Here is a 16,065-nt window from a genome sequence, read left to right as displayed (position 1 = left end):
TGATCCGATCGATTTTCGTGTTCTCTCAAATAACCTACTTCATCCAACGAATTGCAGTGCTAGTGAACCTCAGCCTCGATGAACATCGTGTTGGATTGGATCAAGAGGAGCCGATCGCTCGCCGCTTCGATCCAACCGGTCGAGATGAGCGACGCAACCTGTCCATCGAGCCGAAAGATGACACCCGGGCTGTCTATCGTCGCATAGTTCTTGCCATGGAAGTGATCGCAATAGACTCCGACGGCTTTCGCGAGCGAACCGTTGGTCGCGTGAGACATCGCCGCGTCCGATAGGATGCTGACCCGATGGTGCGCCAGAAGGTCGTCGAGCGCACTGCCGGTTCCAATCATGCCGTCGGAGCACGAATCCCCATCGGCGAGCACGTGATGCGGAATCCCATAAACCGGCGAATCAGGTCTTGGAACCGCGATCGCGTTACCGCCCCGGAGCCGGTACCAGTCCCTTACGTTACCCTCGCGCACCGCAGAGATCAAGCGATTGTCGTTCTCGAACGTCATCGCCATATATTCGTGAGAAAGCAAGACGGGGTGTAGCACGCCGCGCGATACGCTCGCAATCTGCTGATTGGCCGACTGTTGTGTGTAGTACATCACGTAGAGAGTCCCGTCGACGACGCGCGCCCCACTAAACAGCCACGATGGCAGGAAGATACTCACGTCAACGCCTCGGCCGAAGGAAGTCTTCCCTATTGTTGGCGCTTGCGCAACGAGCTCGGCCGCGACGGACGACGGTAGCGACGATGGATAGCTAGTGCGATATTCTGGCTTACCCGGCGCGTCTTGACCACAGCCGGCTACGGCCACGCAGGCGACCAACCACGCGATAAGAAAAATCGGACGTTTCGGGTCGCTCCCCTTCAGTCTAGCCATCACCTTATCTATCGGCGGATAACTTGGGGCGTTAACCCTGTCGAGCAGTCAGCCTATGTCATGAGCTCCTGCGCGACGGTTATGAAGTCGTTTATCGCATGGGCATGCGGCTTATACACTCCCGGTTGGGACTGCGCCTGCACGCTCGTAATTCCAGCTCGGGCGCACGGTCGGATGTCCACTCTGTTGGAATCAAGACGAAAACGGGCGTCTAAGAAATCGGTTTGGCCTGAGCCCGCAAGTCCCTTATGCGCAGTTCCTTCATCTGCGTGTCCAACCCTAAGTCCGATTCCAGGCGGTCGAGCGGCAAGACTTCGATTGCATTCGGCGTTACTTCAGTGTCGGCGAAAAGCTTTATCTGCAGCGTGTGTTTCAGCGCCTCTACATCGCAACCGTCGCGAACCGCGATATGCAAATCGATCACGTCGAGATCGTCCGGATCGTCATTTGCCTTGCGCACGATCAGCTGCCACTCAATGACGTCGGCAACCGACGCCATCGACGGTAAGAACCCATTCAAATCCACCAGCGTACCGCGAATCTTTGTGAACTGAAATTCCGCGATCTCCGATCGCCGCGACAGATTGGTGGAAACTCGAGGAACGATGCGCCCGCAGCCCGGACACGGATCGTACACGATCCCACCTTCAGCGATGTCACCCGTGCGAAACCGCATCACGCACGAGCCGCGCCCTGATAGAGTCGTGTACACGATCTCACCGCGTTCGCCGGGACCTACTGGGTCGCAGGTGTCGGGATCGATACATTCAAACACGTCGAAGTCCGGATACGTGTGGAATCCATATGTCGAATCGTAATCGGGCGGCGTGCATTCCGACCAACAGTGGCGCGACTCGGTGAAACCCCACACGCTCTGCACCACCACATCCGGCCGGCCCATCTCGCGGCACAAATCGCCCAGACGATGTTTGAGCGGAATCGGCACGCGCTCTCCGCCCAAGCAGATGCGCTTCATATTCTCCAAACGAACGCCGTCGGTTTGCGCCTGGCGAAGCATGTGGTAGACATATCCGGGAATGCCGATGAGCGTGTCGGGCTGCATGCGTTGCAATGCCATAATGTTTCCGGCGGTCCCCAGCACTTTGCCGCCGCCGGTGTGGACCGCGAGCGTCGCATTTGCTTGGCCTACGGCGAACACTTGCCAGAACGCGAGGTGCGGTGCGAACGGGAACACATTCAGCGAGCGCGCGACGGGCCCGATGCCCGCGACGTCGGCGATTCGTTTGCCGACGATATGCAGCCGATCGAAATCCGGTGGCGCGTACACGAATTGCGTGGGCAACGACGTGCGCCCGGTGGTGAAGATGACGTGCACCGGACCGTATTCCAGCAAGACTTTGCGCTCGGCCGCAGCATCGCCGGCCATCATCTTCGTCCACAAGAGATCGATCAGCTTAGTCTTGGGCGCGAACTGACGAAGCTTCGCGAGATCGGGGTGCAGCACGAGGTCCAAGTGCCGCGTGGCGTTGTCGACCGTCGGAGCGATGTCGCGTTTTGTGGTGAACGGAAGCCGGCGCAGATCGTCGATCGTCCGGATCGAATGCGGGTCGATCTTATTCTCGTCGAACAGCCGGCGATAGAATGCGCTGTATGGATAAAGCTGCTCGTTGACAAAGCGATGGAGTCGCGCATTGCGCTCCGGCAGCCAGTCGCGCCACGGCCGCTTAGGAATCCACTTAGGATAATTGCGGACGTCGGTGGCCAAGGCCGTTCACCGTCGCTTTCTCTGCTCAATAAGCCGTACGTCATTGCCGGCAGCCGACCCTGCGCGGGCAAGCGCTTGACACCCGCTTCTGCCCGCGATACGATAACCGTCACATCGTCACGATTATGATTGCTAGTAATAATATGACGCGCGAAATCGCAATCGATCAGGAGAGCGCAATGGCTGTCGCAACCACCGATCAAGGTCTCAACTTCGAATTGCCGGGAGATCTCAAGCTACTCAAGAGCTCCATCCGGGAATTTGTCGAAAAGGAGCTGTGGCCGCTCACCAACCATCTTGAAGAACACGACGAGATACCAAAACTCGCCATCGACAAGATGAAAGAGATGGGCCTTTTCGGCTTGCCGTTCTCCGAAGAATTCGGCGGTGCCGGTTTGGGAGAGCTCGGCTATTGCGTCGCGCTCGAAGAGCTAGGCCGCGCGAACTCTGCGTTTTCCAATCTTATCGGGGCGCACTGCAGCATCGGCGTCATGGCGCTGTATCTCGACGGCGACAAGGCGCTCAAAGAAAAATATATGCCGGTTTTGTGCGCTGGCGAAAAGCTCGGCTGTTTCGCGCTCTCCGAACCTGCAGCCGGCTCCGACGCGGCGAACATCCAAACCGCGGCGCGAAAGGACGGCGACGTCTACATCCTCAACGGCGTCAAACACTTCATCACCAGCGGCGATATCGCCGACTTCGCAACGGTTTTCGCGGTCACCGACAAGAGCCTCGGCGCGCGCGGCGGCATCACTGCGTTCTGGGTCGATCTCAATCAAGCCGGCGTCACGCGCGGCAAGAAAGATGCGAAGATGGGGCTGTACGGCAGCCACACCTGCGAACTCATCTTCCAAGACGCCAAGGTTCCGGCCGATCACGTCATCGGCAAAGTCGGCATGGGTTTCGTCACCGCGATGAAGACGCTCGACATGGGCCGGCTTTCGCTCGGCGCGGGATGCGTAGGCGGTTCGCAGATCTTGCTCGAAAAAGCGATCGCACATGCGAAAGAGCGCGTGCAGTTCGGCAAGCCCATCGCCAAACAGCAAGCCGTACAATTCATGATCGCCGATATCGCGACCGAGATCTACGCCGCGCGCAACATGGTCTACAACGGCGCGTGGAAGGCAGATCGCGGCGAGCGGTTTTCGCTTGAGGCAGCGATGGTGAAGCGGTATTGTTCGGACATGGCCATTCGGGTCGTCGATCGCGTGCTCCAGATCCACGGCGGAATGGGCTTCATGAAAGAGACCGGCATCGAACGAGCCTATCGAGACGCGCGCATCCTTGCCATCTACGAAGGGACGAACGAAATCCAGCGCATGATCATCGCCGAGGAATTGCTGAAGTAGAGATGAACGCGGGAGAGCGCAGACGTTGGTGACGGGCCCGCGATCCGCGCTCTCTTTGCTTCTACTGCGGCGCGGGCCGAATGTTGCACTATGGCGTGGACGACGCGATGGGGCCCGGCGTGGGCGCTCCGGGCTTCTGGATTACCATCACGATAAATCCGCCGGCAACGGCAAGCACGAAAATCGCCAAAAATATGGTGGTGAATACGCGTGCGAACCGGCCGCGGGTCTTGGGATTCTTGATCATCCACATGACAGTTATTTCCTCGTCGCGGCGGGTTTGCCCCACAGCCGCTCCAGATTGTAAAAGTCGCGCGCCTGCGGCGTGAACACGTGAACGATGACCGCGCCGTAATCGACCAAGATCCAGGCGCCGTCTTTGTAACCTTCGGTGCGGACCGGAGCCCCGAACGTCGTCTCGCTCGCCTCGACCACCGCATCGGCCACGGCGCGAGCCTGGATGATGGACCGGCCGGTCGCCAACACGAAGAAATCGGCAAACGACGCCTTCTTGCGGATATCGATCACGACGATATCGTCCGCCTTTTTATCGGCCGCAGCCTTACGGCAGGCTTCGGCAAGACGCTTCACCTGCGCCTCCGTCAAAGAGCCCACCGGTTCGCGCACCGAAGCGATCCCATCGCGGGCAGGCGCGAGCGATTCGCGCTGCCGGGTCGTGATGCGCGTCAGCGGCTTCTTCTTAGGACGTACGGCCATACATGTTCACCAATTCATCGTAGAGAGCGAGTGTTTCCGGCGACGGCGGTATCCGGCGCGACTTCAGGTGGTCCAACGACGATGCGACGCAGGCGAGCAGGCCCACATCGAGCGAGTTCTGGGCGGCGGCTTCGAGCATCGCGCGGCCCGGAAAGGTCCGGCCAGGTTCGAACGTATCAGCCTCGTACACGATCATCTCCAAGCGGCTCATGCCCGGAACGGCGACCGTATGCCGCTTGATCGCGCCGAGAATCTCCGTATCTTCAATGCCGAATTCATGCTGCGCGATATCGGCGCCGATCTGTGCGTGCAAGAGAACGGGATGGGCACGCTCCGGTTCGCTCACGCGCATCCCGTGCGCGACCGCATATCCCAGCAGATCGGCGTTGCTCCACGCCCGCGCGACATCGTGCAGCACCCCGGCGACCCGCGCCTTCAATGCGGACGCGCCGTGCCGGCCGGCCAACTTCTCGGCCGATCGCGCCACGCTCAAGCAATGACGATAACGATCTCGCGGTACGCGATCGCGCATCGCCCGGCACATCGACAGGAAATCGAACGAAGTGAATTCGGAACGCGTCAGCCCAAGCCCGCTTTCAGGGCTGCGAGGCGATTGCGGAAGATCTCGCCCTTGAGATTGCCCGCCCACATGACCAGCGCGTTCTCGTCGTTATCCGAGTAGTAGCCACGCCGCGTGTTCACAACGGTGAAGCCATACTTCTTATAGAGGTTCTGGGCGCCCTGATTCGACTCGCGGACTTCGAGCGTCACCCAGCACGCGCCGCGCCCGATCGACTCTTCGAGCAGCGCGACGAGTAGGCGCTCGCCAAAACCGCGACGCTGGTGCGACGGATGCACGGCGATCGTCGTGATGTGGGCGTCTTCAAGAATCACCCAAAGGCCGCCGTAGGCGACGATTCCCTCGTCGGCCCGCCCCACGAAGTAGTGTGCGAGCCGATTGTCGGTGAGCTCGTTTTGAAAGGCGTTGCGCGGCCAAGGCGTGGGAAAGCAGAGCGCCTCGACGTTGAGGACGGTGGGTATGTCATCGACACTCATGGGCTCGATGCTCAAATCCCGGGGCGGCGACTTCACGATGGTCATGGATTTCGCGGGACGCAAAGCGACGCCCCTCTACGCCGGGCCGTGACGTAGCTCCCAATTCACCACCGCGTTTGGGCGCTGCCCGTATTCGATCGCGAGGCAGCGCCAGTCGCCGCTCGCGCCGGCGTCGAGCGCGGCGCGGCCGAGCCTTGCCGCGGCGACCGCCCGCACGTCCGGGCCGCAATCGACTGCTGCGAGCGCACCGGCGAGTTCCGATTCGCCCGCCTGAGTGCCCAGCGCCTCACGCGCAGCATCTATGAGAACGCCGCGGTCTCCGGCGACGGCGATCGGCGGGGTGTCGATTGGCGTGGCAATCCTAGCGTAGTAGAATCCGCGCTTTCCTTGGACGACCGCGACGCGAGGTGGCGCGCCTTCGATCGCAGCGCGTACTGAGGTCACGATGTCGAACGACGAGATCCCGACGGCCGCGACGCCGAGCGCCTGCGCTAAACTTTTGGCAAACGCGACGCCGATGCGCAATCCGGTGAACGACCCGGGCCCGATGCAGACCGCGATCGCGCTCACCGCGGAAAGCTCGCGATCGATGGACGCCAGTGCGCGGCGCACGCACGGCAACAATCCCTCGAGCGCCTGACTGTCAGTCGTCGAAACTCCATGCGCGTCGGATGTGAGCGCAGCGGCGGCGACGCCGCCGGCGGTATCGATGCCGAGCGTGACCTTTTCCGGCGTCACGCAATGGCCGTCGCGCAGCGGCCGTATGCCGCGATCGTCGCGCGCCGCGCATCGCCGACGACGCTCAATGTGACGTCGATCCGGTCTTCGGGCCACACATCACCCGCCCGCTCCGGCCACTCCACAACCGCGATGCCGTCTGAAGGAAGATATTGCTCGAGGTCGAGGTCGTCGACGTCTTCAGGGTCGTCGAGACGGTAAAGATCGAGATGCCAAAGCGGCATCCGCGCGCCGTCATGGCGATGCGCGAGGGTGAAAGTGGGGCTCGTCGCCCGCGAGCCGCCGAGTGCCACGATAAATCCATCCGCGAGCGTGGTCTTGCCCGCGCCAAGCGGGCCGCGCAGGAGCACGACCGAGCCCGGCGGGCACGAGCGCGCCAATTCGGCGCCAAGCTCCCGCGTCTGCGCTTCGTCGGCCAGGTCCTGAATCTTCACCGACTCGCGCTTACCGTGGTCCTATGACGCTTCCTTCCACGACCCTCGACAGCGGCGAAAAAGCGGGGATAACAAGGCCGAAAAAAGAACCAATCTGCAATAGAGCATTTCGCCGAGCTTCGCTCGGCGTGCTACGTTCTTGAGGTGGCCGGTACTGCTTTGACGCCCAAAGACGACGACCAATCCCGCGAGGGTCGCGGCAAGAAAATCAAGCCTGAAATCAGCTTGGACGAATACCGCCACTCAACGCCGTCGGACCGGATCATCGGCGTCAACGTCGAAGACGAGATGCGCCGGTCGTACCTAGATTACGCCATGAGCGTGATCGTGGCGCGCGCGCTTCCCGACGTCCGCGATGGCCTCAAGCCCGTACATAGGCGGATCCTGTTCGCCATGTCGCAGCTCGGGCTCAACCCCGATAAACCGCATCGCAAATGCGCCGGCACGGTCGGCGAAGTGCTTAAGAACTACCATCCGCACGGTGACGTCTCGGTTTACGACGCTCTCGTACGCATGGCGCAGAATTTCAGTCTCCGCTACCCGCTCATCGACGGCCACGGCAACTTCGGCTCGGTCGACGGCGATCCGCCTGCCGCCATGCGCTACACCGAAGCGCGCATCACGCCGTTTGCGCTCGAGATGTTGGCCGACATCGACAAAGAGACCGTCGATTTCGTCCCCAACTACGATGCCTCCACGCGCGAGCCGTCGCTGCTGCCGGGGCGCGTGCCGAATCTTCTCGTGAATGGATCGTCGGGCATCGCGGTGGGCATGGCCACCAACATCCCGCCTCACAACCTCACCGAGATCTGCGATGCGCTGGTCGCCATCATCGACGACCGCGAGATCGCCGACGAAGCCGTCCTCAAGATCGTGACCGGCCCCGATTTCCCCACCGCGGGCCTCATCCTCGGGCGCGAGGGCATCCGTCAGAGCTACCTCACCGGCCGCGGCTCCATCATCATGCGCGGCAAGCACGAGTTCGAAGAATTGCGCGGCGGCAGACAGGCCATCGTCATCACCGAGATTCCGTTCCAGGTGAACAAGGCCCGCCTCATCGAGACCATGGCCCAACTTGTAACCGACAAAAAAGTGTCTGGCATCTCCGACCTGCGCGACGAGAGCGATCGCAAAGGCATGCGCATCGTCATCGAACTCAAACGCGACGCGCAACCGCAGTTGTTGATGAACCAGCTCTACAAACACACGCCGCTGCAAACGAGCTTCGGCGTGAACAATGTCGCGCTCGTGGATGGCGCGCCGCGCACGCTTTCACTGCGGCAGATGCTCGACGCGTTCGTCGCACATCGTAAGATCGTGATCACGCGGCGTTCGCAGTACGAATTGCGTAAGGCCAAGGAACGGGCGCACATCCTCGAGGGCTATCGCATAGCGCTCGACCACATCGACGCCATCATCAAGCTCATCCGCGCATCGCAGACCACCGAAGACGCGCGATCGGGCCTCATGAAGACGTTCGAGCTGTCGGAGATCCAAGCCAACGCCATCCTCGATCTGCGCCTCCAGCGCCTCGTCGCACTCGAGCGGCAGAAAATCGAAGACGAATACCTCCAGCTTCTCAAGACCATCGCAAACCTGGAAGAGATCTTACGAAGCGAGCGTCGGGTGTACGCGATCGTCAAAGACGAAACGCTCGCGATCAAAAAGAAGTTCGGCGACAAGCGCCGCACGCAAATCGTGGAAGCCGAAGGCGAATTCGAGATCGAGGATCTCATCCCGGATACCGATGTCGTCATCACCGTCACCGATGTCGGCTATGTCAAACGCCAGAATGTGGACACGTTCCGCGCGCAAAATCGCGGCGGCAAGGGCATCACCGGCGTCAATCTGAAAAAGGAAGATGTTCCGCGCCACCTCTTCGCGGCCACCACACATCAGCAGATCATGTTCTTCACCAATCGCGGGCGCGTCTATCGCCTGCCGGCGTATCAGATCCCCGATGCGTCGCGCCAAGCCCGCGGCACCGCGCTCATCAATCTGCTCACGCTGCCGCCGGGCGAGACGGTCACCGCGGTGTTGCCGGTGAAGCGCAACGATGCCGACGGCTATCTCGTCATGGCCACGAAAAAAGGCTACATTAAGAAGACGAAACTTGGCGACTTCCAAAACGTCCGGCGCAACGGCCTCATCGCGATAAACCTGATGGATGGCGACGAACTGCTGCACGTGGTGCAGACCGACGGCAAAGCGGAGCTCGTGCTGGCCACCACCGGCGGGTACGCCATCCGTTTCGAAGAGAAGACCGTGCGCCCCATGGGCCGCGCCGTCCGCGGCGTCCGCGCGGTCAGGCTCGGCGCGAAGGATCGCGTGCAAGCGCTCGACGTGGTGACGGCGGAACGCCGCGAGGTCCTCGTGCTCACGAGCAAAGGCTACGGCAAGCGCACCGACATCGATCTCTACCGCAAGACCAACCGGGGCGGCAAGGGAATAAAGACGTTCAACAAAACCGAGAAGAACGGCGAGATCATCGAACAGATGCTGGTCAAGCCGGACGATGAGATCATGTGCGTCGATAGTTCGGGCGTCGTCATCAGGGTTCGAGTGTTTGAGATCCGCGAAACCGGCCGCTCTGCGCAGGGCGTACGAGTCAAAAAGGTCGATGAGGGAATCGAATTGATCGCGGCCACGAACATCGGCAAACACGAGGAAAGCGCGGAGAAGATCGTTTCTAGTTAAACAAATTCAGATTAGTACTAGGGCAAGCATCGCTTGCCCATTTGGGTGAGCGTTGCTCACCCTAGTACGAATTGCGCGGTACGAAAATTAGGGAGCCGGCATGAAAGCTGTCGTGATGGCGGGAGGCGAGGGTTCGCGCCTGCGCCCGCTCACGCAAAGCCGGCCAAAGCCGCTCGCGCCCGTCGCCAACAAACCGGTCATGGAACACATCGTCGACCTGCTGAAGCGTCACGGTGTCACCGAAATCGTGGCCACGGTCCATTACTTGGCGGACGAAGTCGAGGCGTACTTCGGCGATGGGACCGACTTCGGTGTGACGATGTCGTACGTCGTGGAAGATACGCCGCTCGGCACCGCCGGCGCGGTCAAGATGGCCGAAGAGCGTCTCGACGACACGTTCATCGTCATGTCCGGCGACGCACTCACCGATATCGACCTCACTGCGGTGCTCGCGGCGCATAGAGCCAAGAACGCGGCGGCCACCATCGTGCTCAAGCGAGTGGAAAATCCACTCGAGTTCGGCGTGGTCATCCTCGATGACGGCGGCCTCGTGCAACGTTTTCTCGAGAAGCCCACCTGGTCCGAGGTCTTCTCGGACACGATCAACACCGGCATCTACATCCTCGAACCCGAGATATTCGCGCTCATGGAGCGCGGCCGCATCTATGATTTCTCAAAGAACGTCTTTCCGGAGCTGCTCGAACGCGGCCGCCCCGTGCACGGATTCGTGACCGGCGATTACTGGACCGACATCGGAAACTTGCAGCAGTATCGCGAAGCCAACTATGACGCGCTCGCGGGGCGATGCCGTCTCGAACTGCCCGGCAGAGAGCGCTCGCGCGGCGTGTACATCGGCGCCGGCGCGTCCGTCGCCGCCGGCGCGGTCATCACCGGACCTGTCGTGATCGGCAAGAACGCCGACGTGCGCGCTGGTGCGGTGATCGAGTCGTACTCGTGCGTCGGCGACGGATGCATCATCGAATCGCAAGCGCAGCTCGTCAGCGCGGTGGTTTGGAACGACGCCTACGTCGGCAAGCGTAGCAAGCTCACAGCCTGCACGGTCGCCGAGCACGTCATCATCAAGGACGACGTGTCGGTGGGCGAGGGCGTGGTCATTGGCGCGCGTTGCACCCTCGATGCGGGCGCGCAAGTGCGTCCGCACATCAAATTGTGGCCTGAGAAGTTCGTCTCGGCGGGCAGTGTCGTCTCTATGTCGCTCGTCTGGGGAACGAAGTGGCCGGGATCGCTGTTCGGCGGCGAGGGCGTGAAGGGCATCGCGAACATCGAGATCACGCCAGAATTCGCGCTCAAGCTGGGCCAGGCTTTCGGTTCGTTCTTCGATCCGCATGCGGTGGTCATGACGAGCCGCGACACCCACCACGCCACCCGCATGATCAACCGCTGCCTCATTTCCGGCCTGATGTCGGTGGGTTGCGACGTGCACGACCTGAGGACATCGCCCATTCCGCTCGCGCGCTACGAAGTACGCAGCGAAGGCGACGGGGGCATGCACGTCCGCATCCATCCGGACGATCCGAACTTCTTCTTGATCGAGCTTTTCGGCGCGGGCGGCACCAATCTCGACAAGAACGCCGAGCGCAAGATCGAGAACCTCTTCTTCCGCGGCGATTTCCGCCGCACGTCCATGGACGACGTCGGCTATCTCTCGTTTCCCGAGCGGGCGCTCGACCGGTACAACGCCGGCTTCTTGAAATCGCTAGACGTCGGGCAGATCCGCGACCGCCGTTTCAAAATCATCGTCGACTATGCCTACGGCAACGCCGCCACGACGCTGCCGCACTTGCTCGGCAAGCTCAACATCGAGATGGTCGCGCTCAACGCCTACCTCGACGACGCGAAGGTGCGCCGCTTCGGCGAAGAGCGCGAGAAGTATCTCCACCAGTTGTCCACCATCGTCCCCACGCTTGGCGCCGATATCGGCATCTTGGTGGAACCCGGCGCGGAAAACGTCAGTATCGTCGACGATACCGGCCGCATCGCCGAAAATGATCTGTTGTTGGCGCTCGTCGCCGAGCTTGTGTTCGGCGGCACGCCCGGAGCGGTGGTCGCGGTTCCGGTCACCGCGTCGTCGCGGCTGGATGCGGTCGCGCTCAAGAGTGGCGGCCGGATCGTTCGCACGAAAGCCGACCGCAGGTCCATGATGGAACTTTGCGCGAGTCCCGCGGCGCCCACGTTTGCGGGCGGCGCCCGCGAAGGCTTGATCTTTCCTGAGTTTTCGCCCGCGTTCGATGCGATCTACGCGAGCGCGAAGATATTGGAAATGCTCGCGCGCACGGGCCGCAAGGCATCGGAATTGATCGCGACGGTGCCGCCGCTTCACCTCGTGCGGAGAAAAGTGACGTGCCCGTGGGAACGCAAGGGCGTGATCATGCGCGAACTCATCTCGCAAGCCCGCGACCAGAGGCTCGATCTCCTCGACGGCGTGAAAATCGTCGGGGACGGCGACTGGGTGCTCGTGCTTCCCGATCCCTCGGATCCGCTATTCACGGTGGTGGCCGAAGCGGCCGATGACGAAGCCGCGGAAAAGCTTGCGGACGACTACGTCGGCCGCATCAAGACGCTCGTCGATGCGTGACATGTTTGGGTAAGCGATGCTCGCCCTAGTACGGTCGCCGCCCGAAAGGCGCGTCACCGCGCCGGCACGAATAACACCGGCTCAACTTGTTGAACCAGCGAATATCCGAAGGAGTCCCCCGTGAGTGATGCCGTGAACGTCGGCGAAGCCGACTTCAATGTCCAAGTCCTACAATCTGCCACGCCCGTTCTCGTGGATTTTTGGGCGCCATGGTGCGGCCCGTGCAAGATGGTTGGACCGATCGTCGACAAGGTCGCGAAAGACATGAAGGGCCGGTTGAAAGTCGTCAAACTCAACACCGACGAATCGCCGAGCATCGCGGGCAAGTACGAAGTGTCGAGCATCCCGAGCCTCATCCTTTTCAAAGGCGGCGAGCCGGTCGATCGCATCGTCGGTTACGTGCCCGAGAGACAAATCGTCATGACCGTCGAGAAACATCTCAAACCGGTCGCGTAACTCCACGGCCGCTTAGTCGCCGCAAGCGCTAGGCCGCCGTTTCGACTAGGGCGATCCCATGGACGGCAGCCTCCGGCGGGCCATCCCCGCCGTTCATCGCTTCACCGCCGACCCCGATCTTGCGGCGTTCAACGCCGTGCTCGGCCGGGCCGCCGTGCGCGCTGCCGTGCAGCACGTGCTCGACGAAGCTCGCGATGCGGCGCATGCGGTGGCGGTCCCGCCGGACGACGCCGCGCTCAAACTCCGCATCCTCGGCCGGCTCGCGACAAGCGAGACCGCGGGCTTGCTCCGCGTCATCAACGGCACCGGCGTCATCCTGCACACGAATTTTGGGCGTGCGCCGCTCGCAGCCGCAGCGCTCGCGGCGATCAGCGAGCTGGGCGCGGGATATACGAACCTCGAGTACGATCTGGCGACGGGCAAGCGTGGGAGCCGCTACGAGCGAGTAGCCGCGCAACTGCGCGAATTGACCGGCGCCCAGGCGTCGCTCGTGGTGAACAATTGCGCGGCCGCGGTCGTGTTGGTGCTCGACACGTTTGCGAACGGTCGCGAAGTCGTCGTGAGCCGCGGACAGCTCGTTGAGATCGGCGGCGGCTTTCGGCTGCCCGACGTGCTGCGCAAGACCGGCGCGAAGCTGATCGAAGTCGGTACGACGAACAAGACGTACGCAAGTGACTACCGCGAACACTGGTCGGCGGACACCGCCATGTTCATGCGCACGCATCCGAGCAACTATCGCGTTCAGGGATTCACCGCGGAAGTCAGCGCGCAAGCGCTGGCGGTACTCGCAAAAGAACTCGACGTCCTGTCGTTCGAAGATCTTGGTTCGGGTGCGCTCGTCGACTTCGCGCCGTTTGGATTGCCGCACGAACCCACGGTCGCACAAGAGATCGCGGCGGGACTCGATCTGGTGGCCGTCTCAGGCGACAAACTGCTCGGTGGGCCCCAGTGCGGCATCATCTGCGGCCGCGCGGATCTGATCGCCCGCGTGCGCGCCAATCCGTTATTGCGCGCCTTGCGCACCGACAAGACCACGATCGCCGCACTCTCCGCCACGCTCGCCCTCTACCTCGAACCCGAGCGGTTGCGCGAGTTGCCGCTCGTAGCGATGTTGATCTTGAGCAGCGACGATTTGTTCGACCGAGCCGCATCGCTTTGCACGGCGCTCAATGCAGACAGCGACCCGCCGCGCTTCCGTCCGGTACGGACCACATCCACGACCGGCGGCGGCACCATGCCCACCACTGAGATAGCATCAGCGGGCATCGCCGTCGCGTCGGGCGAGAACGCGCCGGACGCGATCGCCGCTCGCATGTGCGCGCATCGTCCGCCGGTCATCGGACGCGTCCAAGACGACGAATTCATCGTCGATCTCCGGACGGTGCGCGAGGACGAAGACGCGGATCTTTGTGCCGCGTTTATGGCTTGCACATAATCGGCACCGCCGGACATGTGGATCACGGCAAGAGCGCGCTCGTGATATCGCTGACCGGCCACAATCCCGACCGCTTGCTCGAAGAGCGCGAGCGCGGCATGACCCTCGACCTTGGTTTTGCGCCGCTGAGATATGACGATGGCATCGAAGCCGGCATTATCGACGTACCCGGCCACGAACGCTTCCTCCACAACATGCTGGCCGGCGCGGCGGGCATGGAACTGCTATTGCTCGTCGTGGCTGCCACCGAAGGACCGAGACCGCAGACGTTCGAGCATCTGCAGATCTTGAGTTTCCTCAACGTGCGGCGCGCGATTGTGGTGTTGACCAAATCCGACGCGACCGACGCGGCAGGCGTCGCGACCGCGCTCGCGCTCACGCGCGACGCATGCCGGTCGACGATCGCCGAGAACGCGCCCGCCCTTGCGGTCTCCAACGTCACCGGCGAAGGCATCGCAGAACTGCGCGCCGCCATTCACGACGAACTCCTCGCACTGCCGCCGCGTGCGCCCGAAGCGCCCGCCTATCTTCCGATCGATCGAGTCTTCGCGCTGCCCGGTCAAGGCACGATTGTGACGGGCACGCTCATGCAAGGCACGATCCGCACCGGCGACCGGCTGAGGCTGCAGCCGAGCGGCGTCGACGTCCGCATCCGGAAGATCCAAACGTTTGGCCGGACCGTAGCTGAAGCTTCCGGCGGCGCGCGCGTGGCGCTCAATTTGCCGGGCATCGACGTCGCGTCCATCGCACGGGGTGAAACGCTCACCGCGCCCGCCGAGTTCGAACCCACGCGCACGCTGGAAGTCGAATTCACGCCGCTTCCCGCGGCGTTGCCGATGCTGCGCCGTCGCACTCCCGTCCGCGCCCACATCGGATCGGCTGAGATTCCGGGTTTGCTCATATTTGAGAAACGGGCGCCAAGCGACGCAAACGCGACGCCCGCTGTTCTCGCACTCAACTCGCCGGTGGCATTCTATCCCGGCAGCCGTCTCGTCTTGCGCCGGATGTCGCCGAAAGATCTTTTAGGTGGGGCCGTCACGCGTCACGCGGCGGAACGGAATTCGACGAGAGCGCCGGCCGCGCGCGAATTGTCGGCCGTCGCATCGGCGTCGCTTCACGCGCTCGAGGCCGCTGGTCTCGTGCCGCTCGCAGCGGTCAAGATCGCCTCCGCTGCCAACGTCGTCGTGCACGATGTCGAGCCGGCGCTCGTGCAGTTGCTCGAGCACGGCATGGCGATCGCGCTGGCAAAACCAAAAGAGTATCTCGCCACGAGCGTGACCGACGCGGCGTTCGCCGTCGCGTCGGTCACGCTGCGCAGGCGTCACGAGACGATGCCGTGGACTGCGGGCTGCACCACCGCCGAGGTCGCCGCCGTGCTTTCGTTGACCGACCCGGTGGCGGCGCGCTTACTTGCCGCCTGGCAAGCAGACGGCCGCGTCGCACTCCGCACGCGTTATTGGCATCTGCCCGATTTTGTTCCGGAGCTCGAGCCCGAGCAACGAGCGCTGATCGAGCGCGCACTCTTGACCGGCGACGCGAATCCGCTCGTGCCGTGTGCATATGAAGCTTTGCACTCGGCCATCGCGACCTCTACCGTCGACGGCGCTTCCGATGCCATGACCATGCTTTTCGCGACCGGCGCGCTCGTCCGCGTCGGCGAAGATGTCTACCGGCGCACGCAGATCGGGCGCGCGCGCGACGTGTTGGTCAGTCTGCTGCACGCCGACGGACGCGCGACGATGGCGCGCGTTCGTGACGCCTTCGGCACTTCGCGCAAGTACGCGCTTCCGCTCATGGAGTACTTCGACGGCATCGGTCTGACGCAGCGCGACGGCGATCTGCGCCGCCTTCGCACCCCCGCGGGACCGCTTAGCTAGTCCTAAGCTCCCCTCGATAGGGACGCATGGGCATCTTGACCTAAACACCGATTTAGGTCATTCTATACTAAGTTAATAGACTTACTTGGGTACA

14 protein-coding genes are annotated in these 16,065 nt (G+C 62.3%); 6 read left to right on the top strand and 8 right to left on the bottom strand.

Annotated features, from left to right (window positions below; all coding sequences use genetic code 11):
* Positions 1–59 precede the first annotated feature (59 nt).
* Both VII69_11165 and VII69_11160 read right to left on the bottom strand, forming a co-directional pair.
* Positions 60–677 (bottom strand): hypothetical protein, encoded by a 618-nt coding sequence (locus tag VII69_11165; protein ID HEY5095668.1) that lies wholly within the window; start codon positions 675–677, stop codon positions 60–62.
* Positions 678–1,101: 424 nt separating this feature from the next.
* The gene (locus tag VII69_11160; GenBank protein ID HEY5095667.1) at positions 1,102–2,616 is read right to left on the bottom strand and encodes an AMP-binding protein; all 1,515 of its coding nucleotides are present in this window, start codon (positions 2,614–2,616) and stop codon (positions 1,102–1,104) included.
* A gap of 179 nt (positions 2,617–2,795) precedes the next feature.
* Between VII69_11160 and VII69_11155 the strand changes: the two genes are divergently transcribed.
* Positions 2,796–3,965, top strand: a complete 1,170-nt coding sequence (locus VII69_11155; GenBank protein ID HEY5095666.1) for an acyl-CoA dehydrogenase family protein — start codon at positions 2,796–2,798, stop codon at positions 3,963–3,965.
* Positions 3,966–4,053: 88 nt separating this feature from the next.
* Here VII69_11155 and VII69_11150 read toward each other — a convergent pair whose 3' ends face one another.
* Genes VII69_11150 through tsaE form a run of 6 tightly spaced genes read right to left on the bottom strand, consistent with a single transcriptional unit; the run spans position 4,054 to position 6,910 of the window.
* On the bottom strand, positions 4,054–4,218 hold the full coding sequence (locus tag VII69_11150) for a hypothetical protein (GenBank protein HEY5095665.1): 165 nt from the start codon (positions 4,216–4,218) through the stop codon (positions 4,054–4,056).
* 5 nt (positions 4,219–4,223) lie between these two features.
* On the bottom strand, positions 4,224–4,682 hold the full coding sequence (gene rsfS / locus VII69_11145) for a ribosome silencing factor (protein HEY5095664.1): 459 nt from the start codon (positions 4,680–4,682) through the stop codon (positions 4,224–4,226).
* Positions 4,666–5,214, bottom strand: a complete 549-nt coding sequence (gene yqeK / locus VII69_11140) for a bis(5'-nucleosyl)-tetraphosphatase (symmetrical) YqeK (protein ID HEY5095663.1) — start codon at positions 5,212–5,214, stop codon at positions 4,666–4,668. The genes rsfS and yqeK overlap by 17 nt, the downstream gene beginning before the upstream one ends.
* A 47-nt stretch (positions 5,215–5,261) precedes the next feature.
* A complete protein-coding gene (gene rimI / locus VII69_11135) occupies positions 5,262–5,783 on the bottom strand; it encodes a ribosomal protein S18-alanine N-acetyltransferase (GenBank protein HEY5095662.1) in 522 nt (173 codons plus the stop codon).
* Between the two features lie 30 nt (positions 5,784–5,813).
* Positions 5,814–6,476, bottom strand: a complete 663-nt coding sequence (gene tsaB / locus VII69_11130) for a tRNA (adenosine(37)-N6)-threonylcarbamoyltransferase complex dimerization subunit type 1 TsaB (protein ID HEY5095661.1) — start codon at positions 6,474–6,476, stop codon at positions 5,814–5,816.
* On the bottom strand, positions 6,473–6,910 hold the full coding sequence (gene tsaE, locus VII69_11125) for a tRNA (adenosine(37)-N6)-threonylcarbamoyltransferase complex ATPase subunit type 1 TsaE (protein HEY5095660.1): 438 nt from the start codon (positions 6,908–6,910) through the stop codon (positions 6,473–6,475). Before tsaE ends, tsaB begins: the two co-directional genes overlap by 4 nt.
* A 144-nt stretch (positions 6,911–7,054) precedes the next feature.
* Between tsaE and gyrA the strand changes: the two genes are divergently transcribed.
* The 5 genes from gyrA (at position 7,055) to selB (ending at position 15,971) form a co-directional block, all read left to right on the top strand.
* On the top strand, positions 7,055–9,607 hold the full coding sequence (gene gyrA, locus VII69_11120) for a DNA gyrase subunit A (GenBank protein HEY5095659.1): 2,553 nt from the start codon (positions 7,055–7,057) through the stop codon (positions 9,605–9,607).
* Between the two features lie 100 nt (positions 9,608–9,707).
* On the top strand, positions 9,708–12,203 hold the full coding sequence (locus tag VII69_11115) for a sugar phosphate nucleotidyltransferase (GenBank protein HEY5095658.1): 2,496 nt from the start codon (positions 9,708–9,710) through the stop codon (positions 12,201–12,203).
* A gap of 120 nt (positions 12,204–12,323) precedes the next feature.
* Complete coding sequence (gene trxA / locus VII69_11110) at positions 12,324–12,659, top strand: thioredoxin (protein ID HEY5095657.1); 336 nt, start codon at positions 12,324–12,326, stop codon at positions 12,657–12,659.
* Between the two features lie 58 nt (positions 12,660–12,717).
* Positions 12,718–14,094, top strand: coding sequence for an L-seryl-tRNA(Sec) selenium transferase (gene selA / locus VII69_11105; GenBank protein HEY5095656.1), 1,377 nt, complete (start codon positions 12,718–12,720; stop codon positions 14,092–14,094).
* Complete coding sequence (selB, locus tag VII69_11100) at positions 14,085–15,971, top strand: selenocysteine-specific translation elongation factor (GenBank protein ID HEY5095655.1); 1,887 nt, start codon at positions 14,085–14,087, stop codon at positions 15,969–15,971. The genes selA and selB overlap by 10 nt, the downstream gene beginning before the upstream one ends.
* The last annotated feature ends 94 nt before the right edge of the window (positions 15,972–16,065 follow it).

The sequence above is a fragment of the Candidatus Eremiobacteraceae bacterium genome, assembly GCA_036511855.1.
Classification (GTDB): domain Bacteria; phylum Vulcanimicrobiota; class Vulcanimicrobiia; order Eremiobacterales; family Eremiobacteraceae; genus JABCYQ01.
This window is presented reverse-complemented; position numbering and strand designations above follow the sequence as displayed.

What these genes read in the sequence shown, in the direction of transcription:
- rsfS (HEY5095664.1), bottom strand. Translation starts at nt 4,682, where the DNA reads ATGGCCGTACGTCCTAAGAAGAAGCCGCTGACGCGCATCACGACCCGG.
- selA (HEY5095656.1), top strand. Translation starts at nt 12,718, where the DNA reads ATGGACGGCAGCCTCCGGCGGGCCATCCCCGCCGTTCATCGCTTCACC.
- rimI (HEY5095662.1), bottom strand. Translation starts at nt 5,783, where the DNA reads ATGACCATCGTGAAGTCGCCGCCCCGGGATTTGAGCATCGAGCCCATG.
- yqeK (HEY5095663.1), bottom strand. Translation starts at nt 5,214, where the DNA reads ATGCGCGATCGCGTACCGCGAGATCGTTATCGTCATTGCTTGAGCGTG.
- VII69_11155 (HEY5095666.1), top strand. Translation starts at nt 2,796, where the DNA reads ATGGCTGTCGCAACCACCGATCAAGGTCTCAACTTCGAATTGCCGGGA.
- VII69_11115 (HEY5095658.1), top strand. Translation starts at nt 9,708, where the DNA reads ATGAAAGCTGTCGTGATGGCGGGAGGCGAGGGTTCGCGCCTGCGCCCG.
- VII69_11150 (HEY5095665.1), bottom strand. Translation starts at nt 4,218, where the DNA reads ATGTGGATGATCAAGAATCCCAAGACCCGCGGCCGGTTCGCACGCGTA.